The sequence below is a fragment of the Micromonospora sp. TSRI0369 genome (assembly GCF_001905625.1).
GTDB classification, from domain to species: Bacteria; Actinomycetota; Actinomycetes; order Mycobacteriales; family Micromonosporaceae; genus Micromonospora; species Micromonospora echinospora_A.
Genome location: NZ_LIVU01000003.1, coordinates 316,912 through 334,896, shown reverse-complemented (window position 1 = coordinate 334,896; position 17,985 = coordinate 316,912). Strand labels below are relative to the sequence as shown.

16 protein-coding genes are annotated in these 17,985 nt (G+C 72.4%); 2 read left to right on the top strand and 14 right to left on the bottom strand.

Translation table 11 applies throughout. The annotated features are described in order from the left end of the window. Positions 1 to 100: 100 nt before the first annotated feature. On the top strand, positions 101 to 2,092 hold the full coding sequence (locus tag AMK25_RS10360; protein WP_073827951.1) for an acyl-CoA dehydrogenase family protein: 1,992 nt from the start codon (positions 101 to 103) through the stop codon (positions 2,090 to 2,092). On the opposite strand, the gene AMK25_RS10355 is transcribed toward AMK25_RS10360, so the two are convergent. The 8 genes from AMK25_RS10355 to AMK25_RS10320 form a co-directional block, all read right to left on the bottom strand. Next, positions 2,089 to 3,144, bottom strand: coding sequence for a DUF1700 domain-containing protein (locus AMK25_RS10355; protein WP_198937502.1), 1,056 nt, complete (start codon positions 3,142 to 3,144; stop codon positions 2,089 to 2,091). The genes AMK25_RS10360 and AMK25_RS10355 overlap by 4 nt on opposite strands. Further along, on the bottom strand, positions 3,141 to 3,479 hold the full coding sequence (locus AMK25_RS10350) for a PadR family transcriptional regulator (protein WP_073827950.1): 339 nt from the start codon (positions 3,477 to 3,479) through the stop codon (positions 3,141 to 3,143). Before AMK25_RS10350 ends, AMK25_RS10355 begins: the two co-directional genes overlap by 4 nt. A 107-nt stretch (positions 3,480 to 3,586) precedes the next feature. After that, the gene (locus AMK25_RS10345) at positions 3,587 to 5,068 is read right to left on the bottom strand and encodes a vanadium-dependent haloperoxidase (protein ID WP_198937501.1); all 1,482 of its coding nucleotides are present in this window, start codon (positions 5,066 to 5,068) and stop codon (positions 3,587 to 3,589) included. Between the two features lie 180 nt (positions 5,069 to 5,248). Then, on the bottom strand, positions 5,249 to 6,187 hold the full coding sequence (locus AMK25_RS10340) for a ParB/RepB/Spo0J family partition protein (RefSeq protein WP_198937500.1): 939 nt from the start codon (positions 6,185 to 6,187) through the stop codon (positions 5,249 to 5,251). A 358-nt stretch (positions 6,188 to 6,545) separates the two neighbouring features. After that, positions 6,546 to 7,763 (bottom strand): 3-deoxy-7-phosphoheptulonate synthase, encoded by a 1,218-nt coding sequence (locus AMK25_RS10335; RefSeq protein WP_206744911.1) that lies wholly within the window; start codon positions 7,761 to 7,763, stop codon positions 6,546 to 6,548. Between the two features lie 133 nt (positions 7,764 to 7,896). Continuing rightward, positions 7,897 to 9,495, bottom strand: a complete 1,599-nt coding sequence (locus tag AMK25_RS10330) for an FAD-dependent monooxygenase (RefSeq protein WP_198937499.1) — start codon at positions 9,493 to 9,495, stop codon at positions 7,897 to 7,899. A 59-nt stretch (positions 9,496 to 9,554) separates the two neighbouring features. Continuing rightward, positions 9,555 to 11,234: a solute symporter family protein gene (locus tag AMK25_RS10325; RefSeq protein ID WP_073827948.1), complete on the bottom strand. Its 1,680-nt coding sequence runs from the start codon at positions 11,232 to 11,234 to the stop codon at positions 9,555 to 9,557. Next, a complete protein-coding gene (locus tag AMK25_RS10320; protein WP_073827947.1) occupies positions 11,231 to 11,566 on the bottom strand; it encodes a DUF485 domain-containing protein in 336 nt (111 codons plus the stop codon). Before AMK25_RS10320 ends, AMK25_RS10325 begins: the two co-directional genes overlap by 4 nt. Positions 11,567 to 11,760: 194 nt before the next feature. Here AMK25_RS10320 and AMK25_RS10315 point away from each other — a divergent pair, with 194 nt between their 5' ends. Then, complete coding sequence (locus AMK25_RS10315) at positions 11,761 to 12,501, top strand: DUF6081 family protein (protein ID WP_073827946.1); 741 nt, start codon at positions 11,761 to 11,763, stop codon at positions 12,499 to 12,501. Here the strand turns inward: AMK25_RS10315 and AMK25_RS10310 are convergent. Genes AMK25_RS10310 through AMK25_RS10285 form a run of 6 tightly spaced genes read right to left on the bottom strand, consistent with a single transcriptional unit; the run spans position 12,494 to position 17,974 of the window. Further along, positions 12,494 to 13,195, bottom strand: a complete 702-nt coding sequence (locus tag AMK25_RS10310; protein WP_073827945.1) for an SDR family NAD(P)-dependent oxidoreductase — start codon at positions 13,193 to 13,195, stop codon at positions 12,494 to 12,496. The genes AMK25_RS10315 and AMK25_RS10310 overlap by 8 nt on opposite strands. Before the next feature lie 11 nt (positions 13,196 to 13,206). Further along, positions 13,207 to 13,881, bottom strand: coding sequence for an isochorismatase family protein (locus AMK25_RS10305; RefSeq protein WP_073827944.1), 675 nt, complete (start codon positions 13,879 to 13,881; stop codon positions 13,207 to 13,209). Positions 13,882 to 13,913: 32 nt separating this feature from the next. Then, entirely contained in the window at positions 13,914 to 14,699 is a 786-nt protein-coding gene (locus AMK25_RS10300; RefSeq protein ID WP_073827943.1) for a 2,3-dihydro-2,3-dihydroxybenzoate dehydrogenase, read from the bottom strand. After that, entirely contained in the window at positions 14,699 to 15,889 is a 1,191-nt protein-coding gene (locus AMK25_RS10295; protein WP_073827942.1) for an FAD-dependent monooxygenase, read from the bottom strand. The genes AMK25_RS10300 and AMK25_RS10295 overlap by 1 nt, the downstream gene beginning before the upstream one ends. A 10-nt stretch (positions 15,890 to 15,899) precedes the next feature. After that, on the bottom strand, positions 15,900 to 17,216 hold the full coding sequence (locus AMK25_RS10290; protein WP_073827941.1) for a phenylacetate--CoA ligase family protein: 1,317 nt from the start codon (positions 17,214 to 17,216) through the stop codon (positions 15,900 to 15,902). Next, positions 17,213 to 17,974: an amidohydrolase family protein gene (locus AMK25_RS10285; RefSeq protein ID WP_073827940.1), complete on the bottom strand. Its 762-nt coding sequence runs from the start codon at positions 17,972 to 17,974 to the stop codon at positions 17,213 to 17,215. Before AMK25_RS10285 ends, AMK25_RS10290 begins: the two co-directional genes overlap by 4 nt. Positions 17,975 to 17,985: the final 11 nt, after the last annotated feature.

Below are 17,985 nucleotides of genomic sequence, written 5' to 3'. Positions count from 1 at the left end.
CCGGGCTCACCACGCGCTCCGCCAGCGGGACGCGATCACCGCCGGTAATGTTGATCAGGCCGAGAGTATACGCAAATGTCCGCTGCCCCGAGGAGTGACAATGCTCGATCACGCATCCGGCCGCATCGACATCACACGCCTGCGGGAAGCGCTCGACGGCCGGTGGGCCGAGGTCCGCCGGGCGCACCGCGAACACCTCGACGAACGCTTCCTCCCGGTGTACGGCGAGACCGGTGACCAGGCCCGCGAGCGCATCACCCGGCTGCTGTCCGAACTCCCCGTCGAGCTGGGCATCGCCTCCGGTTTCCCCGCCGAGTACGGCGGCCGCGGCGACGTGGGCGCGTCGATCGTCGCCACCGAGATGCTGGCCCAGGTGGACCTGTCACTGATGGTGAAGGCCGGCGTGCAGTGGGGCCTGTTCGGCGGCGCGGTCGCCGCCCTCGGCACGAAGCGGCACCACGACGCCTACCTGCGGGACATCGTCGCGGGCCGGCTCTTCGGCTGCTTCGCGATGACCGAGACCGGCCACGGCTCGGACGTGCAGCAACTGCGCACCACCTGCGTCTACGACCCGCAGACGCAGACCTTCGACCTGCACACCCCGCACGAGGCGGCACGCAAGGACTACATCGGCAACGCGGCCCGGGACGGGCGGATGGCTGTCGTCTTCGCCCAGCTCGTCACCGGCGGGCGACGCCACGGGGTGCACGCCTGGCTGGTGCCGATCCGCGACGAGCACGGCAAGCCGATGCCCGGCGTGACCATCGGCGACGCCGGACCCAAGGCCGGCCTGCTCGGCGTGGACAACGGGCGGCTCAGCTTCGACCACGTGCGGGTGCCGCGGGACATGCTGCTGGACCGGTACGCGCAGGTCGCCGAGGACGGCACGTACTCCAGCCCGATCGAGAACGACTCCCGGCGCTTCTTCACCATGCTGGGCACACTGGTGCGGGGCCGGGTGAGCGTGGGCGGCGCGGCGGCGGCGGCCACCAAGTCGGCGCTGGCCATCGCGGTGCGCTACGGCGACATCCGCCGGCAGTTCAGCGACGCCGACGGCGACCGCGAGGTGCTGCTCAACGACTACCTGGCGCACCAGCGCAAGCTGCTGCCCGCGCTGGCCACCACGTACGCGCTGACCTTCGCCCAGGCGGAGCTGGTCGCGGCGCTCGACGACATCCAGGGCGGCGACGGGCCGGTCGACGAGCACCGGCAGCGGGAGCTGGAGTCCCGGGCCGCCGGCCTCAAGGCGGCGCAGACCTGGCACGCCACCCGCACCATCCAGATCTGCCGGGAGGCGTGTGGCGGCGCCGGCTACCTGTCCGAGAACCGCCTGCCCAGCCTCAAGGCCGACACCGATGTCTTCACCACCTTCGAGGGCGACAACACGGTGCTGCTGCAACTGGTCGCCAAGGGGCTGCTGACCGGCTACCGGGACGAGTTCGGTTCGCTCGACGGCTGGGGACGCGCCTCCTTCGTGGCCGAGCAGGTACGCGAGATGGTGCTGGAACGCACCGCCGCGCGGGCGCTGATCGCACGTCTGGTCAGCGCGGTGCCGGGCCGCGACGACGAGGTCGCCGTCACCGACCGGGGCTGGCAGCTCAAGCTCTTCGAGGACCGCGAGGAGCACCTGCTCGACAGCGCGGTGCGCCGCCTGCGCGGTGGCGCGTCGACCAAGAAGGACCGTCCCTTCGACATCTTCAACGACGTCCAGGACCACGTCCTCGCCGTCGCCGCGGCGCACATCGACCGGGTGACGCTGGAGGCGTTCGTCGCCGGGATCGACGCCACCACCGACCCGGCGGTCAAGGAGCTGCTCTCCCGGGTCTGCGACCTGTACGCGCTCAGCGTGATCGAGGCGAACAAGGGCTGGCTGCTGGAGCACGGCCGGCTCACGCCGGCCCGCTCGAAGACGATCACCAGCGTGGTGAACGGGCTGCTCAAGGAGCTGCGCCCGTACATGCGCACGCTCGTGGACGGCTTCGCCATCCCGGACGCCTGGCTGCACGCCGCGATCCTGCGCGAGGAGCCCGGACGCCAGGAGGCGATGGCCGCGCACGACGCCGCCGGCGACCCGCAGGCCGTCGCGGCCTAGCCGGCCGGCGCCGCGGCGGGCGGGTCCACCTCCGCGGCCGGCGCGGGTCGGGCCGGCGGGCCGGGCGTCCCGGCGGGGTCGCCGTCGGCGGGCGATGAGGTGGGGTCGCCGTCGGCCGCCCGCGAGGTGGCGGGGTCGCCCTCGGGCGGCCGCGCCACCGCGTACCCGGCGGCGCCGAGCGCCAGGTACAGCCCGCCGAAGAGCCAGAAGGCGGCGAACAGGAAGCCACGCTCGGCCATCGAGAGCGCCATGACCAGCGCGCCGGCCAGCGCGGTCACGGCGTAGCCGGCCCGGATCCCGTAGGCGCACAGCGCGCCGGCCGCGAGCGGCCCGGCGATCCACAGCGCCGCGCCGACCCAGCCGATGCCGACCGAGCCACCGGCCGACGCGACCGCCACCAGCACGCCGGGCATCGCCACGAACCCACCGGTCAGATAGCGCCACCACCGTCCACCGGCTCCGCGCCGCAGGGCCCACGGCACGATCGCCGCCGCCCAGGCCATCAGCGCGAGCGGAAAGTAGTACAGGCCCGTCTCACCGGCCGCGCAGGCGAACATCGTCAGGACCGTCGCGCCGGCGAACCGTACCCCGGCACGCACCCGGGCGGGCGCCACGAGCGGCGCGGCCGCGACGAGCGCCGGCAGCAGCGTGAGCAGCGCGATTCCCGGGCCGAGCCGGCGGAGGACGCCCTGCTCGCCGGGGTCGGCCTGGATCGGCTCCACCGGCACTGCGGACGGCAGCAGGAAGCTCACGCACACGGCGATCAGCACGCCGACCGCCACCGCGACCAGGGACAGGGTCCGTCCGGCCCGGGCCGGGCGGTCCTGGGCCGGCAGCCCCAGTTCCTCCCGCGCCTGCCGGGCCACGTCCCGCGCGGCGCCGAGGCCGGCGAGGATCTCGTCGGCGCTCCGTCCGCTGTCGAGGGCGTCGGCGATGTGCGCGCGGACATCCGCGACGATCTCCTCCGCCGTGCCGGACGGGACGTCGGACAACTCCGCGTCGAGCGCGCGCAGATAGGTCCACGCCGCCTCCGGGAGGCCGTCGTCGCTCATGCTTCCTCCCCCATCAGCTCGTCCACGTGCGGCTGGATCTCCTGCCACACCGCCGCGAACACCCGCAGGTGCGCCCGCCCCTGGTCGGTGATCGCGTAGTACCGCCGGGCGTGCCCCTGCTCGGGGGCCACCCACCGGGTCTGCACGGAGCCGGCCTGCCGCATGCGGGCGAGCAGCGGATACAGGCTGCCCTCGCTCGCGGTCAGACCGCGGACGGCAAGCCAGTCGGCCAGTTCCAGGCCGTACATGTCGCGCCGCGAGAGCAGGGCGAGCACGCAGCACTCCAGCACGCCCTTGCGGATGTTCGTGGTGATCCGCTCACGTGCCCCGTCCATGCATCGCAAGATACCTTGCTATACAAGCCATCTTGCGAGGGGGTCGGAACGCGTACTGCCGGCCGCGCCCGTGGGCGCGGCCGGCAGCGTGGACCGGTACGCGGGCGTCAGCGCCCGTTCAGCTTGCTCTGGACGAAGTCGAAGGCACGGTCGCCGATCTGCGGCGCGTACTGGTCGGCGGCCGCGACCGAGGCGGGGAAGTTCTCGCCGGCCCAGACCCGGCTCTGCCCGCACTCGGCGGCCCACTCCGAGTAGCTGTTCCAGGTGAGCATCATGTCGGCGGCCGGGGTCACGCCCGGTTCCACGATCGAGGAGCCCTTGCGGACCGGGATCACGACGGTCAGCTTGTCCGTGCCGGTGAACCGGCGCGCGACCTGGGCGTAGGCGACGCAGACCGCCGCGTTGACCGACGGGTAATCCGGAGCCGCGATGGCGACCGAGCTGAGGTAGCTGCGCCACTGGGTGCCGGTGATGTCGTTGACGGTGCCCCGGCCCGGGCCGCCCCACGCGGTCAGCTTCTTGTTCGGGTACAGGTGGCGGATCGCGCTGAACGGCTGCACCGAGTCGTACTTGCGCATGTAGTACCAGGACGCGATCGCCACGTCGAACCCGGCGACGTCAGTCATCACGATGAACCGGACGGAGTCCTCGGTGTTGTACCGGCCTCGCAGGAGCGTGTGCGCGATGGCGCCGTACGGCGTGATGTTGTCGCTGAAGATCTCCGCGCTCATCTTCTTGCGGTCGTCCAGGCCCGCCGAGGCGCGCAGCACCTCGTCGGCCTGCTTCCGGTAGCCCTTCGGGTTCAACAGGTGGTGGTTCGGCGGCGGGGTGAGCCGGAACTGCTCGGGCCGCTCGAAGGTGATCGGCTTGACCCGGCCGAACTGGGGCGTCGCGAACTCCTGCGTCAGGACGACCTCGCGCTTGGAGATGGTGTTCGGCTGCCAGCGCGACGGGAAGCGCAGCTCGTACGGGCTGTTGACCGGCCGGTAGCCGGTGTGGTCGGCGTACGGCTCACGGTTGTAGCGACGGCCGCCCGCGTCGCCGTCGCGGTTCGTGCCGTCGTTCCGGCGCGCCGCCATCGCGTTCTTCGCGGCGAGGATGCCGATGCCGCTGGCGGTGGTCCGGTCCTCCGCGGTGACGGCCGGGTCCAGGCCCGCGGTGGCCATCATCCGCTGCCAGGTCGCCTCGTGCTGGGGGTAGAGGTTGCTGAGCGAGGTGTAGGCCGAGTAGATGACGGCGATGTTCTTGTTGCGCGTCGTGTGCTCCTCGGCGGGACGGCGGCCGATGGTGGAGAAGATGCCGACCGCGGTGGGGTGGTACGCCGCCAGGGCGTCGAACCACGGCAGTTCGATGAGCATGGCGCGGTCCGCGGCCCAGGACCCGGGCCGGCCGCTGTACTCGACCCGCGGCTCGGTGTTGAGGGCCGGGTAGATGACGTCGGTCAGGGCGTTCCCGTTGTCGAGGTCGAAGGTCGGCGCCTGCGGGGCAGCCGCCACACCGTTTGTCAGCGACGCCACCAGGGCGATCGCCGCGGCGACGGCCGCGACACCCCCGAGATGCCGTTTCCGCGGCCGCCTCAGAATGTTCACCGGGAATTCTCCTCTCCATTGGACCGCCGCAAAAATGTGCTCACCGAAAAATGAGGGCAGCGGATCGAAGGAACATTAACGCGCGTTATTCAAGCCGGTCCACTACTCGATCGGGTAGTGGCCGCGACAGTGGAATGCGACGCACTGTCGGCAACCGCCGTAAATATGCCGGCCGCATTTTCACGCCCGGTCCTCCAGTTCCTGGGCGAACGCCAGCCAGGCACTGGCGCACGAACGGGCCAGCTCGGCCACCGATTTGCGCCAGTACGGCGGCACGGCGTCGACGAACTCGCGCCAGGCCGCCGGGTCCACCACGTGCCCGTCGGCCCAGCGGACGAAGGCCCGGCCCACCTCGGCGTACTTCACCGCGGGGTCCCGGATCAGGTTGCCCCGTACCGCCGGCCAGTCGACAGGCGGCGCGGAGGGCTGGCCGAGCCGGCGTCTGCGCGCCTCCGGCCCGTCGTCGGCGGCTGGCTCGGGCTCGGCCGCCGGTCGCTGCGGGGTCAGGACGGGGTCCCGGCCCGCCTGCAACCGGGCGCGCACGTCCCGCGCCGTGCCCACCGACACCCCGGCCTCCTGCGCGATGGCACGCAGGGGCGCGTCCGGCCGGAGCGCGATGACCGCGCTGGCCCGCCGCCGGCCCGCCGAGCCGTCCAGCGGGCGCACCCGCCCGTCCCGTCCCACCCGGCTGCCCTCCCGCGCCGCCGGTTGCAGCAGGCGGCGCCGGATGCCGCTCGCCGTGGTCGGTGACAGCCCGGCCGCCGCGGCGACGGCGCGGTCCGACCACTGCGGATACAACCGCAGGATGCGGGTGGCGGCGGCCTCCCGGTCGGCGCGGGACAACGGCAGCCCGTGTTTGATGTTGGCGTCGACCGAGAGCAGGAACGCCGCGGCGTCGTCGCCGTCGAAGAACGTCACCCGCACGGTCTCGTCGCCGCGCAGCTTGGCGGCCCGCAGCCGGTGCATGCCGTCGATCACCCGCATCGTGCCGCGTTGCACCAGGATCGGCGGGAGGTCGTGCATCGCGGCCAGCAGCCGGATGTGCTCGACGTTCTCGCCCGCCAGCCGCGGGGAGTCACCGGGCAGCAGCGCGGAAACCGGAACCGTCTCGCCAAGCACAGACCGATCCTCCGTAGCTGCATCGGGCAGGGGGAATCTCTCGTCGTTGCCCTTCACTTCCAGCGTGTTTGAGCTGCCCCACATTGGAAACACTCGCTTCAGCTGAGACAGGATTCAGTGCGGATAGGATGAGGTACGCGCGTCACCGATCGAAGGATTACGCCTTCTCACACATCATTGCGATGGGATTCCTGCTGAGCAACACCACCGACGGTCCCGGCACGGGTAGTTGACACTACCCACGCAAGTAGTGGACGACGAACTACGGCGCGGCTAGCCTGGCCGAATTTGCTCCGGCAGGTCTCCTTCTGTCAATTTTCCCGCAGTTCGGAAACGGCCGGCGCAAAGACCGGCGACGTCAGGCGGCGACCTCTGGCCGCGCCGAAGGGCCGCAGCGCCGCGGCCCCGGGCCGACCGTCGCGGTGTCCTTGGCCCACGCTTCGATCAGCTCGGTGGCCTGACCTGGGTTGAGCCGCGGGTCGCACAGCGAGGTGTAGTGCCGCGCCAGGTCCTCCTCGCCGGCCACCGAACCGCCGACGCACTCGGTCACGTCGGTGGCGGCGACCTCGATGTGCAGCCCGGCGGCGTGCTGCCGCTGCTGGTCGAGGATGTCGCGGAACCACAGTGCCTCGCTGACCACGTCGGAGAGGTGGCGCGTCTTCAGGCCGACCGAGGCCTTGACGGTGTTGCCGTGCATGGGATCGCTCAGCCAGAGCACGGGGTGCCCCGCGTTCACCACCGCGCGGACGATCGGCGGCAGGGACTCCCGGATCCGGTCCCGGCCCATCCGCGGGATCAGGACGAGACGGCCCGGATCGCGCCGCGGGTCGAGCGCCTCGCACACCCGCAGGACGTCGTCCGGGTCGGCGTCCGGCCCGATCTTGCAGCCGACCGGGTTCGCCACTGTGGACAGCATGGCCACGTGCGCCTCGGCGGACCGGCGGGTCCGCTCCCCCACCCACGGCAGGTGGGTCGACGCCAGGTAGTGCTCGCCCGTGTCCGGGTCCCGGCGGATCAGGCGGGACTCGTAGTCGACGACCAGGGCCTCGTGGCTCGACCACGGCCCCTCGGTCCGCGCGGCACGCCGGTTGCCCTCCCGGTGGGCGCGCAGGACCCGCTGCACCCGGTCGCTCGCCTCGTACGCCCACCACATGCGGCGCGGGTCGGCCTTGCGCGTACCGGGCGCGGCCAGCTCGGAATTGATCATGTGGCCGCGGAAGGAGGGGATCCTCAGCGCGTCGTGCCACTCCGTCGCCTGCGACCGGGGCTTGGCGAACTGCCCGGCCATCCGGCCCACCCGCAGCACGTTGCGCCCGGTGAGCTCGCTGAGCCGGTCCCCCAGCCGGTCGATGACCTCGATCTTGTCCGAGGTGTGCCGGGGGGTGCACTCGTAGAGGCTCTCGGCGCAGTCGCCCAACTGCAGCAGGAGCCCGTCGGTCGACGCCAGCTCCGACAACAGCTGCCGGAACCCCCGTACCTCCCCGGGTGGGACCAGCGGCGGGGCCGACGCCAACGCCTGACAGGTCTCCGCGTACGCCGGGTGGTCCTGCCAGTCCGGTTGCTGGACCGCCGGCATGCCCTCCCACGGCCCGAGTGGGCTGCGTTCCGCCGTTGAACCGGATTGCTGCATCTGTCCTCCAGTCGAGAGTCAGCCGGACCGGCCCGTCGCGTGTGCGCGTGACCCGGCCGCCGGTGACGGCACGTCGCGCCTATCCGCCACCCCGCACGCGCTGGACCACGGCGTCGGGGTCCGGCGGCGCGGTGTTTCCCCGCCAGGCGACGTGGTGGTCCGGCCGCAGCAGGACGAGGTCGCGTTCCCACAGCTCACGAGCCCGGGGGTCGGTCACCACGGTGTGGGTGACCGGGAGCCCCCGCGCGGCAGCCGCCGCCAGCAGCGGGCCGGCGGCGCCGTCACCGGTGAAGTCCACGAGGGTGAACGAGGCCGGGTCGAACCGGTCGAAGATCTGCTGCCCGTCGCTCAGCAGGAGGCTGGGCGGGCGGGCGCCGGGCCAGGTCGTCGGGGTGTACGCCCGCGGGTCGTCCGGGGGTCCCCCCGGGCCCTCCGGCCAGAGCACCGGCGAGCCGGAGTAGCGGTAGCCGAGCTCGATCCCCCGGTACTCGTTCTCGCCCCGCTCCGCGTCGAGGAAGGCCGCGACGGACGGCAGCGGGGCGCCGCCGCGCAGCAGCTCGCCCGCCCGCAGGTGCACGCCCAGGTGCCGGTGCGAGGTGTGCATGTTGCGCCGCCCCACCGGGCGGCGTTCGGCGTCGTAGCTGTCGAGCAGCGCGGGGCCGCCGAAGCCCCGGAGCACCGCGGCGAGCTTCCAGGCGACGTCGACGGCGTCACCGATGCCGGTGTTCATGCCGTACGCGCCGGTGGGGAACATCCGGTGCGCCGAGTCACCGGCGAGGAGCACCCGGCCGGCGCGGTACCTGTCGGCGAGCATGAAGCCGGGACGCCAGCGCGAGGTGAGCAGCACCTTGTCGATCCGCAGTTCGGTGCGGATCGTGTCGAGCAGGAACGCCTCCGGGTCGGCCGGCGGCTCGTCGAACTCGTTCGGGTCGACGCCGTTGACGTGCGCGGTCCAGGTGTCCACCTCGTCCTGCGCGATGATCACGTACCGGAACGCGAAGTAGTGCCAGAACCGGCCGTGCCGGTGCAGGCTGTCCAGGTCCCGGCTGGTGAAGTGCACCATGAAGGCGCCCGGCAGGCCGGGCACGTCGAAGCCCTCCTCGCCGATGCCCACGGACCGGCGGACCTGGCTCGACGCGCCGTCGCACCCGACCACGTACTCCGACCGCACCCGGACCTCGCCGCCGGTGTCGTCGGCGAGGACGCTGGTGACCCCCGCGTCGTCCTGGGTCAGCGAGTCGAACCGCACGCCGAGGCGCAGGTCGACAAGGGGCTCCCGCCGGCAGCGGGCCCGCAGGACCGGTTCCAGGTCGATCTGGGAGATCCGCTGGCCGGGCTCGGCCGGCTCGGTGCCGTCGTTGTGCTCGGCGATGCGGCGCCACTCCTGCGTCACCGAGGGCAGGCCCCACCTGGTGATCGGCTCACCGGCCAGGCCGGTCGACCAGATGACGTCGGCCCGGTGCTCGGGCGCGACGCCGGCGGCACGGACGTCGTCGGCGAGGCCGAACTGGCGGAGGAACTCCATGCTGCGGGCGTTGACGTAGTCCAGCTTGGGATGGACCGACGTCTCGAAGCCCTGGTCGACGAGGACGCAGGCGACGCCGTGACGGGCGAGCGCCAGCGCGGTGACCATGCCGACCGGGCCCGCGCCCACGACCAGAACCGGTACCGGATCCACAGTTGCCTCCCGAGGGGTGTGGGGCGGCGGAGGGGGCCGCCCCACACCGTTGCGGATGTTCAGCTCACCGGGCTGGGCGCCCGGTCCTGGCGGCCGTCGCGGTCCTCGTCGTCCACGGCGGCCGGCCGCGGCGGTCCCGTGACGACAGCTCCGGTGAGGGACCGGACCTGCATCTCGGCGAACGCGGCGTCGTCGCGCTCCCGGCTGGTGATCGAGCCGAGGTAGCCGAGCAGGAAGCCGACCGGCACGGTGATCAGCGCGGGCTCGACGTCCACGAACTTGAAGTTGCGGTCCGGGAAAATGGCGTCCGGCTCGCCCGAGACACCGTTGGAGAACAGCACCAGGAACGCGGTGAGCGCGAGGCCGCCGTAGACCGTCCACTGCAGTCCGCGGGTGTTGAAACGCCGCCAGAACAACGCGTAGACGACGATCGGCAGGACCACCGCGCCGGCCACGTCGATCGAAGTCGGGATGAAGATGTGGGTCCGTACCGGCAGCATGGCGACCGCCAGCAGGACGGAGCCGACGCCGATGATCAGGGTGTTGCGCTTGATGTCCTTCAGCTCGGCGGCCGGATCCAGCCGCCGGCCGCGGATCACGTTCAGGTCCTTGGTCACCGTCGTCACGGCGCTGTGCAGCAGCGGCGCGAAGACGCCGACGATCGTCAGGACCGCGACGCCGGCCAGGGAGCCGACCATCACCGGACCGCCGAGCTCGTCGGCGAGCTTGGGGAAGCTGATGTCGCGGTGGGCCTTGATGACGCCGATGTTGTCCCGGCCGAGGATCGCGACGGCGCCCAGCCCGACGACGGACAGGCACAGGTAGAACCCGACGATGATCATCGACGCCCACCCGGTCGACCGGCGCGCATCCCGCCCGCTGGTCACCGCGAAGTTGCGCATGAACAGGAACGGAATGGCCGCCACTCCGACGGCGATGGCGAACAGCTTCGACAGGTGCACGAGCGTGGTCGCGCCCTCGCCGAACAGCCGGCCCGGGCCCAGCAGGTCGCTGCCGCTGGGCACCGGCGCCGCGTTCGCCTCGGCCCGCTCCAGCAGGCTGAAGAGGTTCAGGTCGAAGCGTGCCAGCACCCAGGCGGTCAGCACGCCCACCACGACCACCGACAGCACCAGCTTGAACACCAGGATGCGGGTGACCCCGAGCATCCCGCCGAGGTACACGTACCCGACCGTGATCAGGCCGACGACGAACACCGGGAGGACCAGGCCGACGAGGGCGTCGACGCCGAACCAGCGGTTGAAGATGAACGCGATGGCGGCCATCATGATCACCGTCAGCATGACGTACGTCAGCAGCGTGAGCACCGCCGACGCGATCCGCGCCGGCCGCTCCCGGGTACGGACCGCGAGCAGGTCACCGAGCGTGTAGCCGCCCACGTTGCGCACCGGCCCGGCGAAGAGGAACAGCGCGAGCATGGTGCCCATGGTGAAGGCGGTCATCAGCAGGATGGCGTCGTAGCCGCTGAGCGCGATGTGGCCGGTGATGATGTACATCGTCGAGTACATCAGCGGCGCGGAGGCCACCGCCAGCGCGTTCTGCACCGGCCCGATCCGCCGGTCGGCCAGCAGGAAGCCGTCCGCGGTGGTGGTGCTGGCGCGCGCCGACCGGACCAGGTAGAGCACCGCGAGCGCGAGGACGATGGTGACCGGCACGGCGATCGCGGGCGTCGCCCATGTGTTGTCGACCGGGGGCGGCGGGTCGGCGAGGATGACGCTCATCGGGCCGCTCCTTCCAGGTCGGCACGGATCTTCTCGCTGAGCGGATCGAGATGCGTGCGGGCGTAACGCAGGTAGAAGGCGGCGAGCGTCACCACGAAGGCGAACGACAGGAAGACGAAGAGCAGGCCCACGTTGACCGGGCCGGCCACCTTCTCCCGGAAGAAGTCCGGCGCGTAGGTGGCGAGCAGGCTGCCGAGGAACCACCAGCCGAAGAAGGCGATGCTGGCCCAGAGCGTGAACGTGCTCGATCGTCGCCGTAGTTCCCTGAACTCTGCGCTGTGATGGACGGCGAGGTAGCGACCGCCGTCCGTTGCCGGAGCTGCCGTGTCCATTGCTCTCTCCCCCTGGTGAGAACGTCGCAGACGATGCGGAGATGGGTGCGGCGTCAGTCTCGGCGACCGTTCACGCTCCGGCATGGCTTAATCACGGGATTTCCGGGGCGTGGCCGGCGCATTGGCGTGCCGGGTCCGGCCGAACCGCGTGAACGGGTGATGCCCGCGCCCGGCCGGCGTCCGATGGTGACTGCATGACGTCGGCACTGAGAACCAGCGCGTGGACGTACGACGACTTCACCAGCCCCGAGCTGGACCCCGCCCGCTGGGCGATCATGTCGATCGCCGGCGCGGACGGGCAGACCCACAGGTACCAGGACCGCAACGCCCGCGTCCGCACCGGCGACGGGCGGCTGGAGCTGACCGTCGACCCGTTCACCCGCTTCCACGACACCGATCCCCGGCAGAACAACGCCAAGCAGATGTACCGGTCGGTGCGGCGCTTCGCCGTGCCGGCGGAGGGCTCGCTGACCGTCGAGGTGGAGATGGGCGTGCGGACGTACCGGCAGATCCCGCACGACCTGCTGGACGCGTTCGGCACGGTGAACCTGTTCGACCTGGAGACCGGCGTCGTGTTCAACGCCGCCGCCACGAACGACACCGTGTACGCGACTGTCGAGCGCCTGGTGCTGCCCGGCGTCACCCAGCCGCACGAGCACTACATCCACCGGGTGGTCCTGGACGTGCCGACCGAGCCGGGCCGGGCGCACGGATACGCCATCACCTACCGGGCGCCGACGTCGGAGGTGGAGTTCCACGTCGACGGCCGGCTCGCCTACTGGGCGCGGGTCCCGGTGCCGGTGACCGGATTCCACGCCGGCATGGCGCTCTTCTCCGCCCGCGACCTGGCCCGGTACTCCCGCGAGCAGCGGGAGCACGGGCAGGGCGCGACCGGGTGGTGGGGGCCGTGGCGGATCGCCGCAGGCGTCAGATGAGCACGTCCCCGCCGTCGATGTTCAGGTTGACCCCGTTTATCGAGCGGTTCGTCAGCAGGAAGTCGATCGCCTCGGCGCAGTCCTGCATGGTGACCGGCCGCCGGCTGAGCGCACGGGTCGCGGCGGCCTCCCGCGCGGCGGGCTTGTCGCTCCAGAACGGCGTGTCGGAGACGATGCTCGGGTGCAGGGCGTTGACCCGGACCGGCGAGAGTTCCACAGCCAGGGTCCGCACCAGCGCGCTGATCCCGCCGTTGGCGGTGGTGACGGAGGTGGAGCCGGGATACGGCCGGTGGCTGGCCAGACCGCCGAGCAGCACGACAGCGCTCTCGTCGGTCATCCGCGGGGCGAGGGCGTGCAGGACCGCCGTGTAGCCGACCAGCTTGACGGTCAGCAGCCGCGCCGCGTCGCCCGGCCGGTACGCGCGGACGGTGTTGTAGTCGCGGTCCAGCGCCGCGACCACGAGCCGGTCGACGTGCGGCACGTCGGCGAGCGCGTCCGCGATCGCCTCCGGCTCGGCCAGGTCGAGAGCGAGCCCACGGGTCCGCCCGCCGATCTCGTCCGCGACGGTCTTGGTCCGGGCCGCCGAACGGCCGGTGATCACCACGTCGTCTCCGCGTTCGGCACAGAACCGGGCGAAGTGCCGCCCGATCCCCGAGGTTCCGCCGACGACCACGACCCGGGTCCGATCCGACATCGCTGTTCTCCTCATCGTTGGGTGCTGCTCTGATCCGGACGCCCGGCGGCGCCCGCCAGCCCGTCCAGCACATCCGCCGTCCACAACGGCACCGCGCAGCGGTCCGCGGCGTAGCGCAGCGCCATCAGGTGGTCCTCGCGCGACAGGTCGGCCAGCGCGTCCGCCACCAGGAACGCCTCGATGTCGCGGCTGAACGCGTCGCAGGCGGTGATCAGGCACCCCATGTGCGCGTACACGCCGCAGACCACGAGCTGGTCCCGTCCCGCACCGCACAGTCGCTCCTCCAGGTCGCTGCGGAAGAACGCGCTGTACCGCCACTTGGTCAGCACCGTGTCGCCCGGCTGCGGGGCGACGTCGTCGACGATGCCCCGGTCGTCCTCGGCGCTGCTCATGCCGGGGCCCCACAGGTCGTGCAGCAACCCGCGGTCCTCCCGGCTCATGCCACCGGGCTGCGCGGTGTACAGCACCGGCACGCCGGCCGCCCGCGCCGTGGCGAGCAGCTTCGCGACATTGGGGAGCAGTTCGGCCAGCGGGGACTCCCCGGCCACGAACGGGCGCAGGAAGTAGCGTTGCAGGTCGTGCACCAGCACGGCGGCCCGGTCCGGGTGCGGACGCCAGGGCAGCGCGGTGCCGGGCAGGTCGCCGTCGCCGGGCATGCGGTACGGCGCGATCGGGGTCATGGCCATCGGTTCTCGCCTCCGGTTTCCGTGCGAGGGCGTCACACGTGCAGGGCCGCGCCGCCGTCGACGTACAGGTCGTGCATGGTCACGTGACCCGCCTGGTCGGACACCAGATAGGCGACCGCCTCGGCCACGTCGCGCGGCTGGGCCAGCTTGCGCAGCGGGATGCCGACGCGGTACGCGCCCGGCGTGCCCTCGATCACCGCGCTCGGGTCGGCGCCCTCGCCGAGCATGGCCCGCAGCATGGGGGTGTCGGTGGAGCCGGGCGAGACCACGTTGCACCGGATGCCGTAGCCGGACAGCTCCAGCCCCAGGCAGCGGGTGAACTGCGCGGACGCGGCCTTGGAGGCGGCGTACGCGGCCATCTCGGTACGCGGCACCCCGGCGGCGTTCGACGCCACGGTGACGATCGCGCCACGACGGCGGCCCACCATCCGCCGCGCCACCGCCCGGGACACGTGGAACACGCCGTCGGCGTTCACCGAGAAGGTCCGGCGCCACTGCCGGTCCGACAGCTCGACGACCCGTCCGGTGTGCAGCACGCCGGCGGCGTTGACCAGGATGGCGACCGGCCCCATCTCCTCCTCGACCCGGCGCACCAGCGCGTCCACCGCCTCGCTGTCGCACACGTCGACGCAGTAGGCGCGCGCCGAGTCGCCCTCGGCGGCGAGCTTCGTCACGACGGTGGTCAGCGCCTCGGCGTTGCGGTCCACCGCCGCCACCTGCGCGCCCGCCCTCGCCAGGACACCGGCCACGGCGGCGCCGATGCCCTGCCCCGCGCCCGTGACGAGGGCGACCTTCGACTCGATTCCGGTCAGTTCCATCAGGCGCTCCCGCTGGTCGTGGTGGCTTTCTCGGCGTCGTACCCGAAGAGCCATTCGTGGCGGTCCAGGCCGGACGAGGATTGTGCGGCGACGTCCCGGCGGCGCTGGTCGGCGCCGTCGGCCAGGTGGAACATCTCGGCGTTGGCCCGGGACTGCCGCTGGATCCGGGTGGTCCGGGGCAGGCGGATCCGTTCGTAGCGGCGCAGCGCGGCGCCCAGGCCCGCCGGTTCCACGCCGGCCAGGCAGACCGCGAGCACCACCGCGTCCTCGACGGCCTGGTTCGCGCCCTGCGCCTGGAACGGCAGCATCGGGTGCGCAGCGTCGCCGATCAGGGTCACCCGTCCCGCGCTGAGCCGGTCGATGCTGTCCCGGTCGTGCAGCGCCCACCTGCCGACCCGGTCGGCCGCGGCGATCAGCCGGGTGACGTCCGGGTGCCAGCCCGCGTACGCGGCCGCGAGTTGCGTCACGTCGCCCCGGCCCGACCACGACTCCTGCCGCCAGTCGGTGGCGGGCACCGTCGCGCCGAAGCTCACCTGCCGGCCGGCGGACACCGGGTAGCAGACGCAGTGCTGGTCCGGCCCGAACCACAACTGCACCCGGGGTTCGGTGAGCAGGAACGGCACCCGCTCGGCCGGCACCAGCCCGCGGTAGATGGACTGTCCGGAGAAGCGCGGCCGGTCCGCCACGATCTGCTCCCGCGCGACCGAGTGGATGCCGTCGGCGCCCACGACGAGATCCGCCGCGACCGTGGTGCCGTTGGACAGGTGCAGGTACGCCTCGTCGGCGGTCTGCGTCACGGCGGTGAGGCGGGCGCCCAGGTGCACCCGGTCCGGCGGCACCAGCGACAGCAGGCTGCTGTGCAGGTCCGCGCGGTGCACCACGTAGTACGGCGCGCCGAAGCGGCGTCCGCACACGCTGCCCAGCGGGGTGCGTTGCAGCAGCGTGCCGTCGTCCCAGCGGCGCATCTCGATCGCCTGCGGCGCGACAGCCACCGTACGCAGGCGGTCACGCAGGCCCAGCCGGTGCAGCAGCCGGGTGGCGTTCGGCGCGACCTGCACGCCCGCGCCCACCTCCATGAGCTGGTCGGCCTGCTCGTACACGTGGCAGTCGATCCCGGTCCGGCGCAGGGCGGCGGCGAAGGCGAGCCCGGCGATGCCGGCGCCGGCCACGGCGACCCTCATCTGCGGCATGTCGGTTCCCTCAGTAGTAGAGGAGCGCTTTGCTCCAGTCCTCGTCCGGACCGAACAGGCTGCGTGGCTTCACCACGTCCGGCATGCTGGTCAGCGCGTCGAGCGGGATCAGGGTTCCCGGCGCCAGGCCGGTGACCTCGCTGTCCACGCCGAAGGCGGCCCGGATCGAGGCCGTCAGCTCCGCCTCGGCGGCGACCCGGTGCGCGGCGGCCACCTCGATCTCGACCCGCAGCAGCGCCGGCTCCGCCTTGGCCCGCCAGAACATCACCCGGTGCGCCTCCGGCAGGGAGAAGACCAGTTCCTCCAGCTGGTGCTGGGTGATGGTGGTGCCGCCGACCCGGTAGCCGAACGCCGACCGGCCGAGCACCCGCACGGTGGGCAGCTTCCAGCCGCATCCGCAGTCGTCGTAGGAGACCGACACGTTGTCCTCCAGGTTGTACCGCAGCAGCGGCATCGCCTCCCGGAACAGCGGCGTGACCACGAGCTGGCCATCGCCGTCCGCGCGGACGGCGCCGGTGTCCGGGTCGTACACCTCGAACAGCGCCCGGTCGGCCCACAGATGCAGGCGGCCCTCGGGGCACTCCCCGGCCAGGCTGCCGGTCTCCGTCGAGCCGTACTCCTCGATGACCGGCACCCCCCACAGGCGGCTGATCCGCCGCCGGCGGGCGTCGGTCATCGGCTCGCCGCCGACGAACAGCGCGCGCAGCGCCGGGAAGTCGATGTCGGGCCGGTGCCCGGCCGCGATCGCCGCGGCGGCCCAGATCAGGCACTCCGTCGGCACCGACCAGGTGAGCGTGACGTCCAGGTCGTGCATCACCCGGACCACCCGGGCGTACGGCATCGCCAGCGACCGGTTGTCGCCGGGCACCACGGTGGCCCCGCGCAGCCGGGCGGCGGCGTGGGCGAGATGCCCGGTCAGCAGCAGCGCGTACGGCGTGCGGACCAGGAAGACGTCGTCGGCGGACATGCCGATCCACTTGCGGGCGAAGCGCTCCGCCAGGTCGGTCCAGTCCTCCGCGGTGTAGTAGGAGGGGGTGGGCTTCCCGGCGGTCCCGCTCGACTCGTGGTAGGTCGCCAGCCGCTCGCGGGGCACGGCGAGCATGCCGAAGGGGTAGTTGTCCCGCAGGTCCTGCTTGGTGGTCAGCGGCAGGTCGGCCAGGTCGGCGGGCGTCACCGGCGGCGCGCCGGACGCCAGCCGCGCCCGGTAGAACGGCGACCGGGCCGCCCAGGTGAACGTCTCCGCCAGTTGCTTCTCCTGGAGGCGCCGCAGGTCCTCGAGGCCGTGCCACTGGCCGAGCCGGGGCAGGCTCGAACTTGGCTCGCTCACCGCTTCTCCTCTCCTAGCAGTCGATGCGCGTTGTCCCAGGCGACCCGCCGCCACTGCTCCGGCGGCAGCCGCAACGCCTGGAACTTGGCCAGTTCCACGGCCGGGTGCTGCAGCGGGTACTCGGAGCCGAACACCACCCGGTCGTCGCCGAGGCGGCGCAGCGCCGCCTCGGCAACGCAGGTGTAGCCGCCGGAGGTCTCCAGCGAGATGTTCGGCTCGTCCTGGATCAGGGTCAGGGCGTAGAGGTCGATGTTGCCGACGCCGCTGTGCCCGAGCACGAAGCTCACCTGCGGGAACCGGCGGCTCAGGCCGACCAGGTCGGCCACGCCCGCGCCGGGTCGGTCCAGGCAGACCACGTACACCGGATGGTCGAACTCCGCCGCCACGGCCACGAGGTCGGCGACCCGCGGGTCGGTCAGGGCGACGCCGTGAACGGCGGGTGAGACCTCCAGGCCGCGGAACTCGGCGGCGCGGGCCCGGTACGCCTCGGCCGGCCGGTGCGGGTTGGCGAAGAAGAACGGCACCAGCCGGCCGTCGGTGCCGGCGCAGGCCGCCGCCACCGCGTCGTTGTCGGCGTCGGTCTCGACGTGGCCGCCGGTGACGAGCTGGCGGGACAGCCGGTCCAGGTCGATGGTGCCGCCCGCGCACACCACCGCCCGCGCCAGCCCGCACTCGCGCAGCGCGGCGAGCAGCCGCTCCCGCGCCCCGGGCCGGGGCGCCAGGCGTACGTGGAAGTCCAGCACCGGCTGCGCGGTCATCGCCCGCTCCC